The organism is Vibrio sinaloensis DSM 21326 (genome assembly GCF_000189275.1).
Taxonomy (GTDB): Bacteria; Pseudomonadota; Gammaproteobacteria; order Enterobacterales; family Vibrionaceae; genus Vibrio; species Vibrio sinaloensis.
On record NZ_AEVT01000018.1, the window covers coordinates 42,675 to 65,055 of the forward strand.

The 22,381-nt window shown below is 47.0% G+C and carries 19 protein-coding genes; 2 read left to right on the forward strand and 17 right to left on the reverse strand.

All coding sequences use genetic code 11. From position 1 onward, the window contains the following. Positions 1 to 199: 199 nt before the first annotated feature. The 3 genes from RH45_RS03570 to RH45_RS03580 form a co-directional block, all read right to left on the reverse strand. Positions 200 to 1,195, reverse strand: coding sequence for a membrane dipeptidase (locus RH45_RS03570; protein ID WP_008073974.1), 996 nt, complete (start codon positions 1,193 to 1,195; stop codon positions 200 to 202). 74 nt (positions 1,196 to 1,269) lie between these two features. Then, on the reverse strand, positions 1,270 to 2,730 hold the full coding sequence (locus RH45_RS03575) for an aldehyde dehydrogenase family protein (RefSeq protein WP_008073976.1): 1,461 nt from the start codon (positions 2,728 to 2,730) through the stop codon (positions 1,270 to 1,272). 57 nt (positions 2,731 to 2,787) lie between these two features. Beyond that, on the reverse strand, positions 2,788 to 3,186 hold the full coding sequence (locus tag RH45_RS03580; RefSeq protein WP_008073978.1) for a RidA family protein: 399 nt from the start codon (positions 3,184 to 3,186) through the stop codon (positions 2,788 to 2,790). Positions 3,187 to 3,341: 155 nt separating this feature from the next. Between RH45_RS03580 and RH45_RS03585 the strand changes: the two genes are divergently transcribed. Next, positions 3,342 to 4,223, forward strand: a complete 882-nt coding sequence (locus RH45_RS03585) for a LysR family transcriptional regulator (RefSeq protein WP_008073980.1) — start codon at positions 3,342 to 3,344, stop codon at positions 4,221 to 4,223. A gap of 68 nt (positions 4,224 to 4,291) precedes the next feature. On the opposite strand, the gene RH45_RS03590 is transcribed toward RH45_RS03585, so the two are convergent. The 6 genes from RH45_RS03590 to RH45_RS03615 form a co-directional block, all read right to left on the reverse strand. Further along, the gene (locus tag RH45_RS03590; protein WP_008073982.1) at positions 4,292 to 5,299 is read right to left on the reverse strand and encodes a LacI family DNA-binding transcriptional regulator; all 1,008 of its coding nucleotides are present in this window, start codon (positions 5,297 to 5,299) and stop codon (positions 4,292 to 4,294) included. Between the two features lie 201 nt (positions 5,300 to 5,500). Beyond that, positions 5,501 to 6,598, reverse strand: coding sequence for an ABC transporter ATP-binding protein (locus tag RH45_RS03595; protein ID WP_008073984.1), 1,098 nt, complete (start codon positions 6,596 to 6,598; stop codon positions 5,501 to 5,503). Positions 6,599 to 6,603: 5 nt separating this feature from the next. Then, positions 6,604 to 7,566, reverse strand: a complete 963-nt coding sequence (locus tag RH45_RS03600) for a carbohydrate ABC transporter permease (RefSeq protein WP_008073986.1) — start codon at positions 7,564 to 7,566, stop codon at positions 6,604 to 6,606. Positions 7,567 to 7,572: 6 nt separating this feature from the next. After that, positions 7,573 to 8,436, reverse strand: coding sequence for a carbohydrate ABC transporter permease (locus tag RH45_RS03605; RefSeq protein ID WP_008073992.1), 864 nt, complete (start codon positions 8,434 to 8,436; stop codon positions 7,573 to 7,575). Positions 8,437 to 8,526: 90 nt separating this feature from the next. Next, positions 8,527 to 9,876 (reverse strand): ABC transporter substrate-binding protein, encoded by a 1,350-nt coding sequence (locus RH45_RS03610; RefSeq protein ID WP_008073993.1) that lies wholly within the window; start codon positions 9,874 to 9,876, stop codon positions 8,527 to 8,529. 110 nt (positions 9,877 to 9,986) lie between these two features. Then, positions 9,987 to 11,684 (reverse strand): sugar phosphorylase, encoded by a 1,698-nt coding sequence (locus RH45_RS03615; protein WP_008073995.1) that lies wholly within the window; start codon positions 11,682 to 11,684, stop codon positions 9,987 to 9,989. Between the two features lie 303 nt (positions 11,685 to 11,987). On the opposite strand from RH45_RS03615, the gene RH45_RS03620 reads away from it, so the two are divergent. Further along, positions 11,988 to 12,485, forward strand: a complete 498-nt coding sequence (locus RH45_RS03620; protein ID WP_008073997.1) for a peptidylprolyl isomerase — start codon at positions 11,988 to 11,990, stop codon at positions 12,483 to 12,485. Between the two features lie 92 nt (positions 12,486 to 12,577). Here the strand turns inward: RH45_RS03620 and RH45_RS03625 are convergent, their stop codons facing one another. From RH45_RS03625 to RH45_RS03660, 8 genes are all read right to left on the reverse strand, one after another. After that, the gene (locus RH45_RS03625; protein WP_008073999.1) at positions 12,578 to 14,182 is read right to left on the reverse strand and encodes a BCCT family transporter; all 1,605 of its coding nucleotides are present in this window, start codon (positions 14,180 to 14,182) and stop codon (positions 12,578 to 12,580) included. Positions 14,183 to 14,555: 373 nt separating this feature from the next. Further along, a complete protein-coding gene (locus RH45_RS03630; RefSeq protein WP_008074001.1) occupies positions 14,556 to 15,557 on the reverse strand; it encodes a metal-dependent hydrolase in 1,002 nt (333 codons plus the stop codon). A 109-nt stretch (positions 15,558 to 15,666) separates the two neighbouring features. Further along, positions 15,667 to 16,941, reverse strand: a complete 1,275-nt coding sequence (locus tag RH45_RS03635) for an MATE family efflux transporter (protein WP_008074003.1) — start codon at positions 16,939 to 16,941, stop codon at positions 15,667 to 15,669. 101 nt (positions 16,942 to 17,042) lie between these two features. Further along, positions 17,043 to 17,960 carry a sensor domain-containing diguanylate cyclase gene (locus RH45_RS03640; RefSeq protein WP_008074005.1) on the reverse strand — a complete coding sequence of 306 codons (918 nt, stop codon included), beginning with the start codon at positions 17,958 to 17,960 and terminating at the stop codon, positions 17,043 to 17,045. Between the two features lie 112 nt (positions 17,961 to 18,072). Further along, a complete protein-coding gene (locus RH45_RS03645; protein WP_008074007.1) occupies positions 18,073 to 19,740 on the reverse strand; it encodes an amidohydrolase in 1,668 nt (555 codons plus the stop codon). A 106-nt stretch (positions 19,741 to 19,846) separates the two neighbouring features. After that, positions 19,847 to 20,413 (reverse strand): nuclear transport factor 2 family protein, encoded by a 567-nt coding sequence (locus tag RH45_RS03650; RefSeq protein WP_008074008.1) that lies wholly within the window; start codon positions 20,411 to 20,413, stop codon positions 19,847 to 19,849. Between the two features lie 173 nt (positions 20,414 to 20,586). After that, positions 20,587 to 21,774 carry a mannose-6-phosphate isomerase, class I gene (manA, locus tag RH45_RS03655; RefSeq protein ID WP_008074010.1) on the reverse strand — a complete coding sequence of 396 codons (1,188 nt, stop codon included), beginning with the start codon at positions 21,772 to 21,774 and terminating at the stop codon, positions 20,587 to 20,589. A gap of 9 nt (positions 21,775 to 21,783) precedes the next feature. Beyond that, positions 21,784 to 22,380 (reverse strand): fructose PTS transporter subunit IIA, encoded by a 597-nt coding sequence (locus tag RH45_RS03660; RefSeq protein WP_008074012.1) that lies wholly within the window; start codon positions 22,378 to 22,380, stop codon positions 21,784 to 21,786. Position 22,381: the final 1 nt, after the last annotated feature.

Genomic DNA, 22,381 nt, shown 5'->3' on the forward strand with positions numbered 1-22,381 from the left:
TTTTCGGTGGCAGGCGAAGTGTTGTGTTTTGCTTGTAGCTTACCTGATGATACCTTCATAGGGTTCGCTTTCATGCTATTGGTTAAATCAGACATATCTCTGACTCCAGACTGTTTTGCGGCAGCCGACGACTGGCAGCAAAAGTTAAATTAACACCTGCCTTATTATTGTTGTGTTGGCAGGCTGTTCCTTGTTTGGGTTACTGCTCTGAAATAGGCTCCAATCCTTGTTTGAGGAAATTAAACCAGTTATCACCCAGTATTTGTCCCGCCTCAGATTCGCTGAATCCATGACGCATTAATCCGTTGTAAATGTTCTCCATCCCTTTGCTGCCACTAAACCAAGGTAGCGCATCTGGCCAACCTGAATTGCTGGCTGAGCCTTCGCCATAGTCCATCGCTTTCGACCAACGACCATTGCGCATCCACTCGAGAACTTGCTGCGGCTGGTTAAGGCACAAGTCACTGCCGATACCTAAGTGGTCGACACCAAATAGCTCTGCGGTTTTCGCCACCATCTGACAAAAATCGTCTAACGTACACTGGCTACCATTTGGCAAATGGAAGGGGTACAAGCTAAAGCCCAGCAAGCCGCCACGCTCGGTCAGCGCTCTGATCACGGTATTGGATTTGTTTCGCAGTGCTTCATGAGCGAAGGTTGGATTGGCGTGACTAATACAGATAGGCCTTGATGAGAGGTCGATGGCTTCTAATGTCGAACGCTCAGCGCTATGCGACATATCTATGATCATGCCAACGCGATTCATCTCTTTGATCGCTTGTTTACCAAAGCGGGTTACCCCTGAATCATTCTGCTCATAGCAACCTGTCGCCAGTAGGCTTTGGTTGTTGTACGTCAACTGCATGATGAGCAAACCTTGGCGGCGCATTACTTCAATCAAACCAATTTCATCATCAATTGGAGAACAATTCTGAGCACCAAAGAAGATGCCAACTTTGCCCTGCTGCTTCGCCTTCTCTACATCAGCCATGGAATAAATCGGCATGATGAGGTCTGCGTTTTGCTCAAAGCGAAGGTTCCATTCGGCAAAGCGAGTTAGGGTCTCACGAGCGTTTTCGTGATAGACAATGGTGGCATGAACAGCGGTGATGCCACTCGCCTTGAGGGTTTGGAAATACTCGCGATCCCAATTGCAGTATTGCAGCCCATCGATCACAATCCGTTGTTGGTACATAACCACTCCTTAAACATTGAATCGCCTTTAATTGGGAAGCAGATAACGCTCTACCTCCCATGGTTTACTAAGTCTTAGTAAGGACGTTGGTAAGCGGTTTTCACCACGGTGTAGAATTCTTTTGCGTATTGACCTTGTTCGCGCGGGCCAAAGCTAGACTCTTTGCGGCCACCAAACGGTACGTGGTAGTCGGTGCCTGCGGTCGGTAGGTTCACCATCACACAACCGGTCTGTGCTTGCTGTTTGAAGATGGCGCTAGTACGCAGGCTCTGAGTAATAATGCCGCCCGTCAAACCAAAACGGGTATCGTTGGTAACCGCGATGGCTTCATCAAGGTCAGCCACTCGAATCACACTCGCCATCGGGGCAAACACTTCCTCTTGGTTCACTTCCCAACTGTTTTGGGTATTGAGGAATAAGGTTGGCGACATGTAGTAACCGTCGTGCGCTAAGTTTAGGCGCTCGCCACCAAAGGCCAGCTCAGCACCACTTTGACGCGCCTTTTCAATCCACTCGAAGTTTGCTTCAAGCTGATTAGCGTCGACAACTGGCCCCATGAAGATACCTTCCTCCAGGGCATGACCCACTTTCAGCTCACTCATACGTTTGATCAGCGCTTCAACGTAGGCATCATGAATCCCGTCCATAACGACAAGACGTGAAGACGCGGTACATTTCTGTCCGGCACCAGAGAAAGAGCCAGCGATGGTCGCTTCTACTGCAACTTGAATGTCTGCATCATCGGCAACCACCAAGGCATTTTTACTGCCCATTTCAAGCTGGCAGCGCACAAAGTTTGGCGCGGTGGCAGCGGCGACCTTGCGCCCAGTCTCTACAGAGCCAGTAAAGCTCACGCCATTGACCTCTTTAGAGTTAATTAAGGTATTGCCCACCTGTGAGCCACTGCCGAGCACTAGGTTAAACGTGCCCGCAGGCAGACCTTGACGGTGAATGATTTCCGTCAGTGCCACGGCACTGGCTGGTGTTAGATTGGCAGGTTTCCAGACCACGCTGTTACCAAACGCGAGTGCCGGAGCAATCTTCCACGCCGCCGTTGCCGTCGGGAAGTTCCAAGGAGAGATAATGGCGATAACGCCAACCGCTTCGCGAGTAACTTCAACGGAGACGCCTGGACGGACGGAGGCAGCGTTATCACCAATTTGGCGCAGCACTTCCGCCGCAAAATATTGAAAGAACTGACCTGCGCGGTAAATTTCTCCGCGACCTTCAGCAAACGGTTTACCCTCTTCGCGTGAAAGCAGTCGACCGAGTTCATCGCAGCGCTCAATCAGCTCATCACCAATCGCTTGCAACACCGCTTGCTTGCGCTCTATCGGCGTCTTTTCCCACTCAGGTTGCGCTTGCTTAGCGACTTGAATCGCTTGCTCTACCTGAGCCTGACTCGCTTGAGCAAAATTGCCCAAGTTTTCACTGATGTCTGATGGGTTAATGTTTGCTACGGTATCGACGCCTGCTTGCCATTCGCCGCCAATATAAAGGGCCTTTTCTGCTTGAACATTGTTAATAAAAGTCATTGCTCTTTCCTTGTTCTTGTTTGACTGACGAGATCAATCAGTTTCAATTTTGGAGGGTTACTCTGGCTGACTTGCCGACGCGTAAACCACAAACTCCACCAGCATTTCTTCGCGAGCTAAGCCTGCAACCACCATGGCTGCGCGATTTGGATAAGGCGCATCAAAATATTCGGCATAGATCTGATTAACGGTTTTTAGGTATTCGCGATCAGTTACGTAGATTAGGACCTGCAGCACCGAATCAAGCGACTCACCTGCGCACTCTAGGGTATGAACGAGATTGTTAAATGTTTGGCGAGTCTGCGCTTCAATGCCGCCTTCGACCACCGCGCCAGTGTCATCGATCGGGATCTGCGCCGTATATAAGGTTCCGTTGTTAACAATCGCCCATTCAAGCGGAGCCTTAGAGGCAAACAGAGCGGTTTTTACTGGGTGTTTTTTCGTTTGAGTATTCACGTGCCTTTCAACCTTTGTAACAACTTTGTTTCAAGATGGTTAAATCATGCACATTGACAGGCGATAAATCGAACGGTAAATTTTTTACATTTGATAAATAAAACTTATCACCTTACTGAGATTAAGATGAATAAAGGGATGGCGAGGAACAGACCATGAGCATCAAACTTCAACAATTAAAGCATTTTGTGATGGTGGTCGAAGAAGGTGGTTTTCGCGCAGCCTCTCACCGCGCAAATCGCTCTCAGGCGGCATTATCTACGTCAATAAAAGAGCTAGAAAAGATATTGGGACAGACATTATTTGAACCGGGAAACAAAGCCAAACTAACACCATTTGGCGAAATATGTTTGCCTAAGATCATTCAGTTTCTCAATATATATACTGCGCTCGACAATGACTTACGCGCAGCGGCGGCGGGTCAGCAAGGCCGCGTAAGGATCGCCAGTGTCCCTTCTGTTGCAGCAAAACTGATTCCCAGTGTTCTAGGGGCATTTTGCGAGCAGTACCCGAATGTGGAAGTGAGCCTAATTGATGACAACGCGGCTGGGGTAGAAGAACGGCTGTTATCTGGTGAAGTAGATCTGGCGCTGGGTAATCCTTCCCACCTTGATGAAGGTGGGATTCACTTTACCCCGCTACTGTCTGACCCAATTGGCGTGGTCTGTTTGCAAGACAACCCTATCGCTCAACAGCCAGAAGGCATCGCATGGCAAACCTTGCTTGAGCAGCCGTTCATTCGTAATGGAACTTGTACTCTACTCGACCCAACCCCAGCGCGAGCTTTGAGCCAACAAGCACTCTATTCGGTAGAAAACATCACCTCACTGTTTTCTGTGTTGGAACTTGGGATAGGTGTCACGACTCTGCCTAAACTGGCTTTTCCAACCAACGAAACTCGCTTGGTGTGGATTCCGTTAATCGACCCACCACTTGAGAGACAAATCGGTATCTTCACCCTCAGCGACCGAACCATTTCGCCGCAAGCCAAGGCCTTCCATGACTTGTGTATTGAGTACCTCAACTACGCTAACTGACTAAACACATCGCAAACACAAAGCCCACCATTTGGCGGGCTTTGTGTCTCGTTTTGAATCTTGCGTAATCAATCAACCAGTTGATCTGACTGGCGCGGTACGATTTCCGCTTGATACCAGTTACAAGTGGGGAAGTTTTTGTTTTCCAGTTTATTGAGCATCAACTTCGCCATCTCTTCTCCCACTCCGTGGGTGTCGTAGCGCAGAGTGGTGATGGAGGGCTTGCTGTAACGACTGTGCTCATAATCACCGTAGCCGGCAATCGCGATGTCTTTACCTGGTAGATAACCGAGCTCTTCACACCCTGCAATGGTGCCCAATGCCATCGTATCATCAGCACATAAAATTGCCGTTGGTCTATCCGCTAAAGAGAGCACCTCTTTCGCCATACGAATCGCCGCTTCTTCGTTTAGCTCACCGTTTAGCAATAAACGCGGGTCGACCTTTAATCCCGCCTCTTCTATCGCTTTTTGATAACCGCGCTTGCGAGATTTCGACAAGGTCAACTCAATTGGAGCGTCAAGGAAAGCGATACGTTGATGCCCTTGTTCAATCTGACGCTTGGTCATCTGATAGAAGGCTTGTTCGTTGTCAACGTCAACAAAACAGTTCGGCTCAAACCCATCATCAAAACCGTGACAGATGTACGGAAATCCACGCTCCTTGAGCATAGCAATACGCGCATCATCACTGCGAGTCCGGACAATAAACAGACCATCAATCAAACCACTCTCTATAAAATCTGCATAGACTTTCGCTTCGTCTTGCCACTCAGAGATGGTAGTTACAATCAGTTGATAGTCATGTTTGGCTAGCAGTGCCGATGCCCCTGCCAACACTTTTGAGAACGCCGGAGAAACAAACATTCTGGAATTAGAAGGAAGAATAATACCAACGTTACGTGATTTACCTGAAGCTAAACGCTTGGCAGTAGGATTGGGGCGATAGCCTATTTCTTGTGCCGCGGCCAACACCTTCTGTCGCGTTTCTGGATTGACATCAGTGTAGCCATTCAGCGCGCGTGAAACCGTCGATTTGGATAGCCCTAAGTGCTCTGCTAATTTTTTTATCGACATAATCGCTTAAACTCTTGGTTGTTTGACTCTCTCAGTCACTTTCAAGGCAACTGCCTGATTTTGCTGCTGAGGAAGCCATTATTTTAATCGCAAAGATCGGATATAACGATTGAAAGTGCAAATGATTGAGGCAATTTCGAGATAACCGTAGCAATAAGGCAAAGCAAAAAGTCCCCCAGACTGGCTGGAGGACTGCACCGCTTAGAGACGCTCTTGCGTTTGCGCATCAAAGAGCAACACTCTGGAGAGATCAACCAGCAAGTCCATCTTCTCACCTCGCTCAACTTCAGAACGTAAATCGAGCCGCGCTTTTACATCTTCATCGCCAAACTTAAACAGTACTTCTTTATCAAAACCCATCGGCTCAACGAGCTCGATACCAATTTGAGCAAAGTTGAAGGTGGTATCACTCTCGGCAAAGAAGTCTTTATCGTTAAAGAAATCTGGGCGAATGCCGACTTTCACTTCTAACCCCTCTTCCGGTAAAGGATTAGAGTAATGCACACTAGAAAGCAGCGCTCTCGGCAATTTGAATTCACCCAGCTCAAGATAGTCAGCAAACAACCTGCCTCTCAGGATGTTCATTGATGGAGAACCAATAAAGGTCGCCACAAAAACATTTACCGGATTAAGGAAGATTTCCATCGGCGAACCCACTTGCTCGATAATACCATCACGCAGCACCACGACTTTATCGGCTAAGGTCATTGCTTCAACTTGGTCGTGGGTTACATAGACACTGGTGCGGCCAAACTGGTTGTGGATCTGAGCGATCTCCGTACGCATGTGGTTACGCAGCTTAGCATCGAGGTTTGATAACGGTTCATCAAACAAGAAGCAATCCGCATCGCGCACAATAGCGCGCCCCATTGCCACACGTTGACGCTGACCACCAGAAAGGTCAGCCGGCTTGCGCTTGAGGTACTCTTCCAACTTAAGCATCTTCGCCACTTCAGCGAGGCGACGCTGGATTTCCGCTTCGTCCATTTTCAACCGGCGCAAGGCAAACACAATGTTTTCCTCGACTGTTTTATGCGGGTAAAGCGCGTAGTTCTGGAATACCATGGCAATGTTTCGGTGTTGAGGTTCTACATCGTTCACTACGCGATCACCGATGGTGATCTCACCCGATGTGGCTTGCTCGAGACCAGCAATCATACGCAAAGTGGTCGATTTACCACAGCCAGATGGACCGACTAGAACAACAAACTCACCATCTTCGATATCTAGGCTGATGTTCTTAACAACCTTAGTATCACCATAATTCTTAACGATATTTTTTAAAGAAATAGCAGCCATAATAATTAACCTTTCACACCACCATCAGTTTTACCACCGTCCATATGACGCATAGCAAACAAGAAACACACAACAACCGGAGCCAGAGTCAGCATGGACGCTGCCATAATGCGATCCCAAATCGCGTTTTTAGAGACGAACAGCTCTTGAAGTGCCAATGGCAATGTATAGAACTCTTTGAATTGTTTTAGGAATACCGAAGCAAATAGGTACTCGTTCCAGCCGATAATAAAGCAGTACATAAATACTGTAGCTAGCATTGGCAGTGACAGCGGCAACACCACCTTCCAAATCGCTTCTTTGCGCGAGTAACCATCCATCATCGCCGCTTCTTCTAATGCAAACGGAATGGTGCGGAAGTAGTTACCTAGCATATACAACGCCACTGGCAGGGTTTGCACTATATAAATCGCAAACAAGCTGAACAAGCTGCCCCACATATTGGTTGCCAACCCTAGGTTTACTGCCATTTGGTATAACGGCACCATAAGCAGTACGCCGCCAACCATGTAGACAAACAGTACCGAGCGTTGCACTACCACTTGCCCACTGAAGCGCAGTCTAGAGATGGAATAAGCCCCCATCACGGCAAAGACCAGAGAGACGATGGCAGCGCCAGCAGAGATAGCAAAGCTATTAAGCATAAAGCGGCCAAACGGGAACACATCATTATTGCTGGTGTACTTCGCCATGATGGCGTCTTTTTTGTCCTGAGGCAGCGCTGGATTTGCCAACACTTTTTGAATCGCCGCAGGGATCTCAACCGCTTTTTCCTCACTTAGCCCCAGCAGCTCTTTGTAAGCCTCTAAGTTAATCACTTGAGGGATCAGAGACGGGTTACCCCAGTCAAATTGATGTTTCAGTGACGTCGATAAGATTTGCGCGAACGGCAGCAAACAAAAGCTGACTAGCAAGAAGATCGCCAGTGCAAATCCAATACGTCCTTTAATAGTTGGTTTACCTAACATAACCTATTACCACTTCAGAATTTTCTTCACGTAGAACCAAATCAGCACACACAACACGCTGAACTGAATGACCGATGTTGCCGCCGCCAGGCCTTGGTCAATGACCCCAGTAAAGGCTTGGTAGTAGGTAAACACAGGCAGTGTTTCTACATTGGGTGCCAATAGGAATACATCTTCAAAGCGGTTAAGGTTCCAGATCAGGCGTAAAATAACCACCGTCGCCAGCACAAAGTAGATCTCAGGGAGCGTGACGTGGAAAAAGCGTCCCACAGGGCCGTAGCCGTCAATCGCCGCTGCTTCATATTGATCCTTAGGAATCGAAGTCAGCTTAGATAGAATCAATAGATAAGCGATCGGAAAGTGCTTCCACACATCAAAAATGATCACCACCCACACTGCGGTATCAGGCTCACCAATCAAGTTGCTACGCGCATCCCATAGGTGAAGCACGTCGACCATCAACCAGTTGAACACACCGTTCACAGGATCGAACAGGAACTGCCAACCAAAGACCACAGAAATAACTGGGGCGAAGTAAGGCATCAAAATCGCCGCGCTAACCAAGCCGCGACCTTTGAATGGATTTTTCATCAACAGCGCAACAGCCAGACCGAGGACTGTGGTACCAACGACAGTACCAAAAAGGTATACGCCTGTGGTTGCGATGGATGAATAGTAATCAGGGTTGGCAAGCAACTTAATGTAGTTCGCCATACCGACAAATGTCTTATCGCCATTTAGCTTGACATCAAAGAAGCTTAAGTAGACGTTAAACACAATTGGGTAGAGTATCAGAAGTCCGATAATACCTATGGTTGGAGCAACAAGTTTCCAACCGAACCGAGCTTCCGCTCTCTCTAATGGAGTCATGGGAAAATCCTTCTAATATCAATTTGAACAACGACTTATCAAATCGATATAAATGAGGAGCGAGCGATCGTCGCTCCCGTCTTACAACTATTACTTAGTGATGATCTGCTGCATCTCTTTCTCTGCCCAATCCAACGACTTTTGCGTGTCTTGGTCTTCGATAACAGCACTGTAAATCATGCGAGGAATGATCTGTTTGGAGAAGATTTCGCCTGATTTAGGGAAGGCTTTTCCGTCAACAATCGAGAAGTCTTTGATGTTGTCGAAACCCGCAATGATCTCTTTGATTGACTCTTTGCCATAGCGGTTGAAGATGCCTTTAGGATCATTTAAGAACTCATCGGTTTCTGCGATATCACGCAGCATAGGCAAGTGACCACCCGGCGCCATATGTGAGTAGGCCACTACTTGGTCTTTCTCGTTCATGTATTCAACGAAGGCCTTGGTAGCTTCCAAGTCTTCCTTGTTGTCATTCTTCATGATTGAGAACCCAGTCAAGGTACCAAAAGTTGAAGGAGAAGAATGGGTTACCGTGGTTGCTAAGCGAGTGTTCTTCGCTAACTCGGGATCAAACGTTGCCCCTTTCAAGTCAGCAAAGTTGCTGGTGCCTAGCGAGCTTGCTGCTGCCTCAGCCAACGCTAGATCATCCATGATGTAAGTTGAGTAGAAGAACATCGCCAACTTACCCTGTAAGTAGTAATCGCGAGCACGCCAAGTTTGAGGGCCTGGTGGCGTGTATTCAGATAGCTGCTTATAGAAATCAAGCGCCTCTTTTTGCTTAGCAGAATTGAAGACAAGGTTGCCCTCTTTATCAAACTGACCCGCATCGTTAGACAAAGCAAACTGAGTGTAAACCTGTTCTGCGTAACTGTCGGCTTTAGTACCAATCAAAATGCCATATTGGTTTTGCTCTGGTTTGTTGAAGTACTTAGCCGCTTTTTCGATACTTTCCCACGTAGTCGGTGGCTCAAGCCCGGCTTCTTTAAACCAATCCGCTCGGTACCATATTCCTTGTACCCAACCACTGTAAGGAACGGCAACAAACTTATTCTGCTCTGGGTCTTCGACCATTTTTAGCGCACCTTTGTAGATGCGGTCTTTACCAAGGTTGTTGACTACAGCGGTCGCTGCATCTGCATCGGTGATGCCTTGCTCAGCAAACGCCAGAGACAAGTTAGATCCAACCTCAATCAAGTCAGGGAGCGTGTTCGATGCGGCTGCGGCTGCGATCTGCTTAGGCATATCGTTTTCATCCACAGCAACCACTTTTACTTCAATGCCTGGGTTAAGGGCTTCGAACACATCCGCCATCACTTCAATCGTCTGAAGACGATCGGATTGCGTTTGCATGGTCCAGTATTCAACCGTTGCAGCCTGCGCTACCGAAGATAGCGTTAGTCCGGCGGCAGCAAGGCCAAGAGTCAGAGTTTTAAGTTTCATCGTTATATCCTTTCAATGTTAGGACTCATATAGTTATTTACCCACTATAGCCACTCAATAAGCGAAATGGGCGCGAGGGCTAATCCACTAGCCCTCAGCTTTAATGGCAATTACTTGCTCAACCACATCACTTGATATGGTTTTAGTTCGGTAACGCCTGCTACAGCACTACCAGAAATCAAGTCACAGCGAATACCTGGCAGCAAAGCATTGGTATCGAGTTCAACTGCCTGACTTGAAATATTTATCGCTACCGCGACTTCTTCTCCACGCACTAACGTAATAAGTTGGTCATCGATTTTCACTATTCGTTGGGATGCATTGGGCGCAAAGGCACGATGCTGTTTTCGTACATTCAACAGCTGTTTGAATCTGGCAAGAACCTGAGCACGACGAGACGCTGGCTGAGCCAACTCTGCCTCCACGGTTTCACGATCTAACTTCTCTCGGTTGATGGCACGGTTATAACCAAGCTTTTCGAGGCCGGCCAAATCGTTACCCGAGCCAAGCAAGCTGTGAACGTATATGCCTGGAACACCCGCCAACGACAGTAAAATCGACTGCGCGGCCATAAAGCGATCTAAGTTGGTCGCATCGCTCGCCTTCAGGTCACTGATTGCATCGAAATAATTGATGTTGAGTTCATAAGGGCTTTGGGTGCCATCGCCATTATCTTTATAAGAGACACGACCGCCGTTACTCGTCACAACGTTCAGCAGGTGATCAAGCTGTTGCTTGGTCAAAATGCCTTCGACCGGGCGCACGCCAATACCATCATGAGACGCAAGGAAATTGAAGAAGGTGGTCGTTTCAGTGCGAGGCTCTAAGCTGTCCATCCATTCGACGATTTTTTCACTGCTACCAGTTTGTAAGGTATGCAAAGTTAGTGGCGGCAGTGGGAACTGATACACCAAATGCGCTTCATTGGTGCCATTGCCAAAGTAACTGATATTGTCTTTATGTGGCACGTTGGTTTCGGTAATAAGCTTAACGTGTGGCGCAGCGGCATCCATAACAGCACGCATGGCTTGGACCAATGCGTGAGTTTGCGGCTGGTGAATACATGGTGTATCGAGCTCTTTCCACATAAAACCGATCGCATCTAAACGAATATAGGTCGCCCCTTGTTCAGCATAAAACAGCAGCAGTTCAACGATTTTTAGGAACACATCTGGTGTACGAAAGTTCAGGTCAATTTGGTCAGCGCTAAAGGTTGTCCAAACATGTTTAGTGCCATGTGCCGTTTCAAACTCGGTCAACAAAGGTAATGCACGTGGCCGAGTGACCGAGCTGTAATCGCGCTCTGGATTGGCTTCGGTAAAGAAGTGGCGATATTTATCGTCACCTTTTAGGTACCCTTGGAACCAGTCACTGGATTGCGAAATGTGATTGATCACACCATCAAACATCAAGTCATAGTTTTTCGCTAACGCTTGGACGTTGCTCCAATCACCAAGTTCTGGGTTGATTTTCCAGTAATCGACTACAGAGAAACCGTCGTCTGATGTGTATGGATAACAAGGCAGTATGTGCACAGCAGAAAGAACCTCCTGTGCGTGTTGATTCAAAAATTCATTCAATGTTTGAAGAGGAAACTGACCAGGCTGCTTTATAGAGTCACCATAGGTAATTAACATGATGTCATTCTGATCAACCCACTGCTTTTTGTCTTCGATAGGTGCATGAGTACCGACTGCTTTAACTAGCTTTGGGATAAGCGCACTGAGTTGAGCTGGTGAATATACGCCAGCAAGAATCTGTTGCAGATCTTTAGCTACGCTATCCAATTTAACTTGCTTCTGGTCCATTTCGTTTCCGTTTTTGTCTTACAACAACACCAAAACCGGTTTTGTTATGATTCATAAAATTGGCGACCTATATCGTTGTCGCCACTCTCATTTAATTTACTTATCAGTCTAATGGGGTTTTAATGCTGATTATTTGAGCTAAATCTCATTTATAAAATCAACCAAAACCGGTTTTGATTGTTCGTGAACAAGATCACCAATTAACATAAACATCATTAATACAAGTTGTATCGGTGTACGATGCGCAGTGAAACAGAATCCTTGCTATACTATCGGCGTTTTCAATCTCAACGAGTAATAACAATGATCATCTTATCAACCACTTATGGCGATATCGAAATTGAGTTGAACATGGAGAAAGCGCCTGTCAGTTCGAAAAACTTCTTACGCTACTGCCAGGAGGGGTTCTATGAAGGGACAATTTTCCACCGTGTGATTGACGGATTTATGATCCAAGCGGGTGGCCATACCGAAGACATGACTGAGAAAGAAACACACGGGCCTATTGCTAATGAGGCTAACCGTGGCTTGAAGAACAAAACCGGTACCATTGCTTTTGCCCGTACTGACGCTCCTCACTCTGCCACCGCGCAGTTTTTTATCAATCTAGACGACAACGATTTTCTTGATCACACCGCCAAAACTAACCAAGGCTGGGGCTATGCAGTATTTGGCAAAGTGACCGCTGGGATGGACGTGGTAAACAATATTGGCAAAGCCATGACTGGAAGCCGAAAAGGCCACGACGACGTGCCGCTCGATACCATCAAGATAGAAAAAGTGACCGTTAAGAGCGAATAAAGCCGCGCAACCAGAGCACTCAGCGCAATAAAAAACGCCCCAGTACCGAGTACTGGGGCGTTTTGCTATCCGACTTTCTGAATTACATCAAACTAACGTGATTCGTTTGTCGACACTTGAAGTGTGTTGACTTCGGTCATTAAGCCTTTAAACAGGCTGACACAGCCAAGTAACAGAATAATGGTAAATGGCATTGCCGCAATAATGGTAATCGATTGAAGCGCTTGAATAGATTGAGTGCCACCAATCCACAACATCACCATGGCAATCGCGCCAGAAATCACAGCCCAAACAACTTTTTGCTTCACTGGAACTTCAAGCTTACCACCCGCCGTCATACCATCGATAACGATCGAACCAGAGTCTAACGTAGTAACGAAGAACACGATGATCAACGCAACTGCAATGACAGATAAAACATCACCAAATGGATAGGCATCGAGCATGTAGAACAAGCTTAGAGAGACATCAGCAATACCTTGATCAAAACCAAGCTGGCCAACTTTATCGATGACTTGCTCAATCGCGACACCACCAAATACAGACATCCAAGCACTGGTCACGATGGTTGGAATGATCAATACACACACTAGGAATTCACGTACGGTACGCCCTTTTGAAATACGGGCAACAAACATGCCGAAGAACGGCGCGTACGCCACCCACCATGCCCAGTAGAATACCGTCCAACCATGCAGCCAAGTAGTGTCTTCACGGCCCGATGTCTGACTCAGAGCAAAGATATTCTTCACGTACCCTTGTGCCGCCGTCAGTGCAGAATCAAGCACGGTTGTGAAGTTCAGAACCGCGATAAGACCTAGGAATACAAATGCAATGATCATGTTCAAGTTACTTAAGAACTTAACGCCACCATCCATACCACGAAGCACAGAAATGATCGCCAGCCCCATAATAAGAACAATGATAAATTGCTGCAGGAACAGATTATTATCTAAACCAAATACATGGCTGATGCCGCTCGCCGCTTGCGTGCCGCCAAGACCCAAAGAGGTCGCTAGACCAAACAAGGTAACCAATACCGTTAAGACATCAATCACATCCCCTGTTTTACCCCAAACGCGATCACCCAAAAGTGGGTAAAAGACCGAACGCATCGACAGTGGTAGGCCTTTGTTGTAAACAAAATAGGCAAGGCAAAGTGCCGTCATGCCGTAGATTGCCCAAGCATGCAGACCCCAGTGGAAAACAGTGGCACCCAATGCCAGTTCTCGACCTGCTTCAGTATATGGCTCAGCGTTAAGTGGTGTTCCGAACCAGTTAGTGAAGAAAGCCGTTGGCTCCGCCACCCCCCAGAAAATAAGTCCAATTCCCATACCTGCTGCAAACAACATTGCAATCCAGGACGCTTTTGAATAATCCGGTGTTGCCTGCTCACCACCTAATCGAATCTTACCCAGTGGAGAAGCGGCTAAAGCAATGGCGACAACTAATAAAATGTTGGCTCCCCACATGAAGAGGAAGTCAAAATTCGACAGCACAGCACCTTTAATAGAATCAATCGCAGCTTTGGCATCTGCTGTAGGTAAAGCGAGAAGGGTAACAATGAAGAGAAGAGATAAGCCGACAGAGGCGAGAAAAACGGTGTTATGGACATCCATGCCCCACTTACTGATGTTATCTTGACCAACTTGATAATCAGTAGAATCAATACTGTACTTCTTTGATTTATAACTCATAAATTATGATGTTCACATATTCGAACCAACGAATATAAGGACCAACTCCATATCCAATGACAAACTGATTGGCCAGCCCGGTCCTATCAACACCTGTGATTTAAAGCATAAATAGCGGCTGTAGCTCAATCCCAAGCGACGCATTCTAACACAAATTAGAGGTTAAAATTAAGCCAACTGCGGCGAATGTAGCGAACTTTGTATGAAAGTGGCTGGTTTTATAATCGATGAAAATTACTATAAACCCGCTTATAAGTGATAGTTATACAAATACGGATCGACTTGCTAACCCGCTCTAGGAGGTTTCTCAACCTGTATTTTTAACACTACCTCGATGTTAGCTGGTACTTCTGACGATGGGCTGACTCTTCTCTCAACGCCCTCGCAGCATATCGAAAAACTGTTGCCGGTTAGCAGGCGAATTATCGCGATGAGTGAGGTACTCGACATGTGCCTCTGCGCTTGCCAATGGAGAAAGCTGAATGCTCCAAAGTGGATTGAGTTGATTGGGTACCAACGAGTACCTTACGTCGATAACTCGCCATTCATAATTGGGGTCTAATGCCAAATAGCCATCAGAGAACCAGCCGAACCGGGCAAGATCTTGGCCTTGCTGAGAGCGTAAATCTAACCATGGGAGATCGCGACTCGCCTCCAATTGCTTGATAGATGTGCCGGGGTATATTTTTTGATCAAAGCCAACTCGGACAGCATCGATATAAAAGCGTTCGTTTTCTTGGTATACCACCTTCCACAGCAAGAGATTCGCAAAGCTGGGTTTCACCTCAATCTTGTGTGGCGAGTGCTGACGCTGCTGCGCTATCTGCCACCCAATCGCTTCTGCTCTTTCACGCTGGATCAATCCAAGCGTCGGGTAAACCAATGCCCATACTAAGGCTGCTCTGGCCAACCACAAACTCCGCCTTGACGCCGCAATCAGTAGCAAAATAGCGATAGGTAATGTGAACGAGGGGTCGATGACAGAAAGAATGTTCCACGCAAACCGAGTGTCAGTCAGTGGCCAAAGTAGCTGCGTGCCGTAACTGGTGCAGGCATCAAGCAGGGCATGGCTCGCGTACCCAAGAGCACAATACAGCCAACTTCGCCGAAAAGAAAAACCAACCCTTTTTCCAATCAGTGGATGGAGAACCAAGGCACAAACAACACTGCCAAGCGGAATAAACAGCAATGAATGAGTAAACTGGCGATGGAAGGTTAAAAACAGTAATGGATCGCTGCTCGAACGAATCAGCACATCAAGATCGGGGGACATTGCCGCCAACAACCCCAGCACACCTGCCACTCGCAGCTCTCGCTGACGACTGGCAGATTGCGCAAGCGAAGCGCCTAATAAACCTTGTGTTAAAGGATCCATACTTAACTCATTGATAGCATTAAATTAAACAACTCATACTATTTAGAGTAGACGCCTTTAACTCATTTGGCAGAGCCGCTATCAATGACACGGAGCAGCGCGCAAGCCTCTAAGCCATTGTCGAGCTCGCTAAGCTGGCAGCCTCGCGTATCTGTTTCTCTTTAACACTAGAAAGGATAAACATCATCAGATACCCCGAGCAAAGCGCAATGATGATGGCGACGACATTATCGGTGAACACGGAAATCACGTAGAACATGACCACTAAGGTGGCAATGCCCGCTAAACGGATAAACAAACTCGTCTTAAAATGGCCATTGGCCTTAATGTAAGCAAGCTGGTAGGCATTCAGCATCATAAAGATAAAGAAAATAGAAAAATGAAACAGCACTGGCACAGCACCTAGATACTCGGCTGGGAATAATAACGCCACAATATCTGAGCTAAATAGCAGCATAGAGACAAAGAACAATCCACTGACGATAAACGACAGCTTAAACACCCAGCGGCGGATCATTTCGATTTCAGCCATCTCACCATTGCGCACTTTGACTGACAGCTCTGGCAAAACAAACCGATAAATCGGGAAAACGAACAACATCGTCATGTAGGTGAACACTGGGCGAACGACCACCTGAAAATCGCCCAGTTCATCGATACTGAAGTAGCGAATGGTCAGCAACACTGCGATATAAATCATCAAAATGCTGGCGCCCGCCTCCAACGTTGCGGTAAAACTTTTCTTCACATAGCCATACATGTCGGAATTCAAGCGCACAGGTTTCAGTGGCAGTGTCGAAATCACCTTCCTGCGGCTAACGTACATATAGAGCGCACTGATCAAGGATGAAATCGTGAGGCCATAAAACAGCGCTGTTAACGCACTAAACCCAGCCACATAGTAAGCAAACAAGAACAAGGAGACATTAAGCGCAGGATCGAGCCAAGTGGTTCGGTTGGTGATATCGTATAGCCGATACATCGCCACCAAATTGGTAAAGTAGAGCTTCAAGCCAAGGCCGAAGATGAGGCCTACCAATTGCAAATATTCGACACCTATATCTAAGCTGTGTTTGATATAGGGGATCACCCCACCCCAAGTCGCCAATACCACCACGATCAGAGTAAAGCGGAATATATTAATAATATCGGTGTCGTTATGTGTCTGTGAGTAGGTCACGACCATAGAAGAACGAAAGCCCGTCATCAGAATCATCGACAGAGAGATAATATCAACGACGGTGTGAAACAGCGCGAGATCGGCTTTGGCTACCCAGCCAGCAAGCCAAATCTTAAAGGTAAAGCCAATCGCAATACTGATTAAAGTGACCCAAATTCCGGAAAGAAACGCCTTCTTTACCTTAGCGACTGATTCTGACTGCATTGCTGATACTGATGTCCGTTGAACAGGTTTTACATGGTATTGAAACTTATTATCACTTACAAGATTATCTACCGATGAATAAGAATAGACGGCAATAAAGTCTAACAATATGCACAGTAGAATTTGTTCTTCCCGGTCTCTTTGGCGTGATAAAGCGCTTTGTCTGCCCGGCTCAAGGCGTGCTTAATCTGATTGTCACTGAGGTGTATACCGGTAATACCAATGCTTACCGTTACCTTTAATGGTTCAGACAACTGGGTTAGTTTTAACGCTCGAACACTGGCACACATCCTTTGGGCAACCGAAGACGCTTTTTCCGCATCAAGATCGGGCAAAATAATCGCGAATTCATCACCACCAAGCCGAGCGAGAATATCCCCCTCACGTACGTGACTGTTCAACACCCTAGCAACTTGATTTATCACTTCATCGCCAACCAAGTGGCCATGTGTATCATTAATCTCTTTAAATTCATCGATATCTAGCATCAGCAACGCGCACTCAAGCTGCTCACTATTGCGCGTAGTAAGGAAGCGTTTGGCCGCATCAAAAAAACTCCTTCGATTCATCAAACCAGTCAACTCATCTAGGAAGGCTTGTTTTTTCAGGGTCGACTTCATTTGTTCAGATTCAGTGGTGTTTCTGACCACCCAAATAACGCCATCTTGGCCGCGGTATTTTTCTGGAAGAGGATGAATGCGCGACTCAAACCATTGTTTTGTTGTCGGTCTAACGTCATCAGATAGTGAGGGAAACTGCTCAGGAGAAAAGCAATACTCTAGCCGCTGCGTTTGTTGGCTTGCTAAACATTGCGTAATCACCCCTTGGAACTCTGCCGCAACCGACGCTGGAAATAGTTCGGAAAATGACCGACCTAACGTCTGCCTCGATGAATAGATCACACTCGTATCAGCCCCACCGAAAATGTTAAGGATCACGCCTTCAGAAGAGATAATAAATATCCTATCTGGCACACTATCTAAAAGTGCGGATATGTTGTTATCTAAATCATCAAACACGCCAACTTCCTGTTAGTTTTTCATGACTTCTAAAAACTTAGCACAGAAAGACTGGCCTGATATTTATCCTTATCAATAAACCAGAGTAAAAGCTCTTCTAACAGCAAGCGGCTTAATCGGCCTGATAAACCACTTCTCCCGCTAATATGGTCATCCATACTTGTGTCTGCTTAATCTGCTCTGCAGACAAATGAGTGATATTGCGTTCTAAAACAGCAAAATCGGCCGATTTACCGACTTCAATCGAGCCGGTTAGATCCTGCAGCCCTAAGCTGTTCGCTGCATTGATGGTATAGGCATCAATCGCCGCAGCAACGCTAGGCAACCCCGTTTCCCCCATGATTAAGCTGTTCGCGATACCAACCAATGGGTTGATATCATGAACATTCCAATCGCTGCTTAAGGTAACGTTAGCATCGGTATTAAAGATTTTACGTAGGTTCATTAATGCGTGAGCTCGGCGGGCACCAATGAAAGCCTCAGCCCATTGATGATCGTTAAAAGCGACATAATCTGACCCAACCTGAAAATCCGCACTTACCCTCAGTTGGCTAAACCGTGGAACGTCTTTGCTATCCACCAGCTCGACGTGAGTTAACGTATACTCTTGCTCAGAGCCCTGCTTACGCGCGTACTCAATAGCGTCTAATGATTCGCGTATCGCGCCATCACCAATGGCATGGATATGCGCTCCATAACCAATCTTGTCAAGAGCGACTAACCACTGTTGCATTGAGGCTTGGGGAATATAGTTGATTCCGTATGGCTCATCGGGAATATAGCTATCGAGATAAGGGGCGAGCGTCTTCGCCGTGCCATTAACTAAAATGCCGTCACTGTACATTTTGACCTGATCGACCAAAAGCAACTTGCTGGTATCAGTGCGATGCAGCGCCTCGAATACGGGCAATTGGGCAGCTAGAGAATCGGTGGGATAGACCCAAGGTCGAAGAGAAACGCGCGCCGATAAATCACTGCGCTTTTCCACTTCTTTCCAGACCTCAAACCATCCACGCTTCCAATACAAACGGCCATCACCGATCGTAGTGATACCATGTATTTTGGCTTCATAAAGACCATTCATTAAGCCTTCATAGCTCTTATCAAACTGTTCTTCTAAACTGTTCCATGCCAGCTCCATCACCAAATCACCGGCGTTATCTAGCAATAGGCCATTCAGTTCTCCTGTGACTTCATCTTTGAGGATCTTCCCCCCAGCAGGCTCTTTGGAATTGGCATCAATACCAGCAAGTTTAAGCGCCGCAGAATTAACCCACATCGAGTGTGAAGTCTGCTCCATAATGATTACGGGTTGCTTTGGGAATACAGCATCGATCACTTGCAGTGGTGTCTGACCGTTGTTGTTCATTAATGCTTCGATGGAAAAACCGTAGCCCATCAACCAGCCTTTTCCATCCCCAGCTTGTTGGCAACGCTTCAAATAAGGCACCTGCTGAGCTGCATTGGCTTCAAGACTCAACTCACATTGACCGCCCGCCTCAGATGCGGCTTCAAACACATGGTTATGGTTATCAATAAAACCGGGAAGGAGAAAGCTGCCATCGAGATCGATCACCTGAGTCGACTCATCTTGCCATTGAGCCAGTGCTGATTGCTGACCAATTGCGACGATCTTGCCTTTGGCTATCGCGATGGAATCGGCATTATTCACACCGTATATATCGGTATTAACCAGTATGGTATCGGCCGTTGAATGAGCAAACGTCACAGGAGTAAGGATGGAAGCGGTAAGGAGAGCAAGCAAAGATCGAAGGCGCATGATGAATAATACTCTTATCAACTGATCGCGTTGAGTATATGCGCCCTCAATGAGGTTTGCGAGTTCAATAGGCCAGATTAATGATCGTAACCGTTAGCCCGTCAACCTACTCGGCAAAGAAGTGGTTAAAGAACGCATCTGAGCGATACAAGTCACCAGAAAAGTTTTGCACTCGTTGAATTTTGCCATCTTTGATTTGATACAGAAGAACCCAGTTTACGTCGATCTGTTCACCTTCTGCTGTACTCCAGCCCCGGTGTGCATCAATCACGTAAGTGTCGTTTGCCGCCAGAATCATCACTTCCGCTTTAAAGCCCGCTTTGCCTAATTGATTGAAGAACCCAACAAACTCATCAATACCGCGTTTTGTGCCAGCTAGCTTATGGCGACCTGGAATATGCCATTCAACATCTTCTGCAACATACTGCTTGAGTGTTTCCATATCACCTGCGCCGTAGGCAGCAAAAAATCCTTGTACTACTTTCAATGCACTACTCTGCTCTGACCCTTTAGCAACAGGGTTTGCTGGTTTAGGCCAAAGTGTAGGGTTGTTGATTTCGACTGCGTCTTGTATTGCTAGCGTATTGGTTGATTCTGCAGCGACAGCACTGTTAAAACTCGCCGCGGCAAATAGGCTTAGGAGAAGTGTCTTCAGGCATTTTGTTGTGTTCATCTGATATCCCTCATTACTGGTGAGTAAAGGCTAAATGGTTGCCTCTCGTTATTGGATGAACACAGTATAGAGAGCGCTATTGATTAAAATAAGAACCAGTAATCCTACTTTATTATTAGCTTTAAACTAACAAACCCACCAAGGTGGTGGGTTTGATTGATTAAGCATTTTTCTCAGTTATAGGCGCGTGCTAGGGTGCCATTACCTTGGTAACTGTACATACCTGAATCATTGCTGATAAACACTGACTCACCCGGTTGTAGTCGCAATGCTTGCTGATTGACTTCGACCTGAACCTCCCCCTCAACACAGAACAGGATCTCAGCACTGCGGAGGTATTGGTGCTTGATCGCATCATTGGCAGTTAGGATATCAAAGCCAAAGTCATCCACTGGAATTGGGTAGCTCAGCTTTCCTTCTTTGTAGATTGGTGCCAGCTTAATTTGCTCCGGATTGATCGAAACAAACAAGGTGTTATCAATCAGCTCATCGACATCAATATGCTTGGGCGTTAAGCCTGCACGCAGCACATTGTCCGAGTTGGCCATGATCTCTAGCCCAGTGCCTTGAACATATGCATGCGGCGTTTCAGCATGAAGGAACATAGCTTCACCCGGCGCTAACTCAATCGTGTTAAGAAACAGCGGAGAGAGCAAACCAATATCACCCGGATAGTGCTTGCTAAATTCTGCTACATACTCAAACACTTCACGCATCAAGGCGGTTTTAGGACCACGTACCACTGCTTGTTCGAGCTGGTCTAATGCGCTGGTTTTTCTCGCCTCATCCAAAGACATTATGGCGGTGAAAAACTCACGTAAGCCATAACTGTTAGGTTTTGCCTCAAGCGCACTCACCTCAGTATCTAAGCTTGCCATACCCGCTTGTTGGAACAAGTCGATGATCTGGCTTATGGGCCGAAACCCATTCATTGCCTTGTAGAAGGTTAACGCATACACCAGCTCAGGCTTGTGGTTGGGATCTTTGTAGTTCCGATGGGCGGCGTTAAGTGCAATCCCCTGCTCATTTTCCCGCGCAAATCCTGCCTCTGCTTTGCGCTTACTTGGATGAACCTGAATCGACAACGGCGTTTCTGCCGCGAGCACCTTAAATAGGTAAGGCAGCTCACCAAAACGCATTGCAGTGTAATCGCCAAAGATACTTTTGCTGTCTTGGGCAATCACATCGGAAAGTAGTTCTCCCGTTGCAGCAACACGCGAACATCCGTTGGGGTGCGCGCCCATCCATATTTCCGCCTGAGGTTGGCAGTCCGAATTATCGATGCCAAACATTTTAGAAATCGACTCTTTGCTGCCCCACGCGTAGTTTTGAATAACGTTATCCAGCTTGAAAACAGACATAACCCACCATTAGAGCAGCAAGAATAGAAACGCTGAAATTAGGATGCCCGCACCCAAAACAATCGGGTATGCAAAGCGGCTAAGATCTTGCGCCAACTCTTCGCAAGAGCTTGAATCATCTTCAACAGGTTCAGCATGATTCTCTGTTTCTTGCTCTGCACCAAACAGCGCCATCACTTGTTGCGGAGAGTTTGCCGCTTGCAGTTGCTCACGGAATTCATCATCCACTAATGAAGAGGTCAGCGTAGTCAGCACTTCCATATGGGTCGAGCCTGCTTCTGCTGGCGGAATCGCCAATAGGAAGATCATGGTCACAGGCTCATCGCCATCCAGACCTTTCCACTGCATCTCATCTTTAACAAACGCGCAGGCAAACACCGGCTCTTTTACCGCTGGCGACTTGCCATGCGGCACCGCTAAGTATTCACCAAGTGCCGTTGGGCCTTCGTCTTCACGTTTCAGTACGGCGTCAAGAAACTGGTCGCGGTCAGTTAGCTTGCCCGCTTGATCAATTTTGTCGACCAAGGCATTGATCGCCGCGAAGCGCCCATCAAAGGTAGCATCGAGCATGATTAGATTTTCAGACGTTAAGTTAGCTAGTTTCATC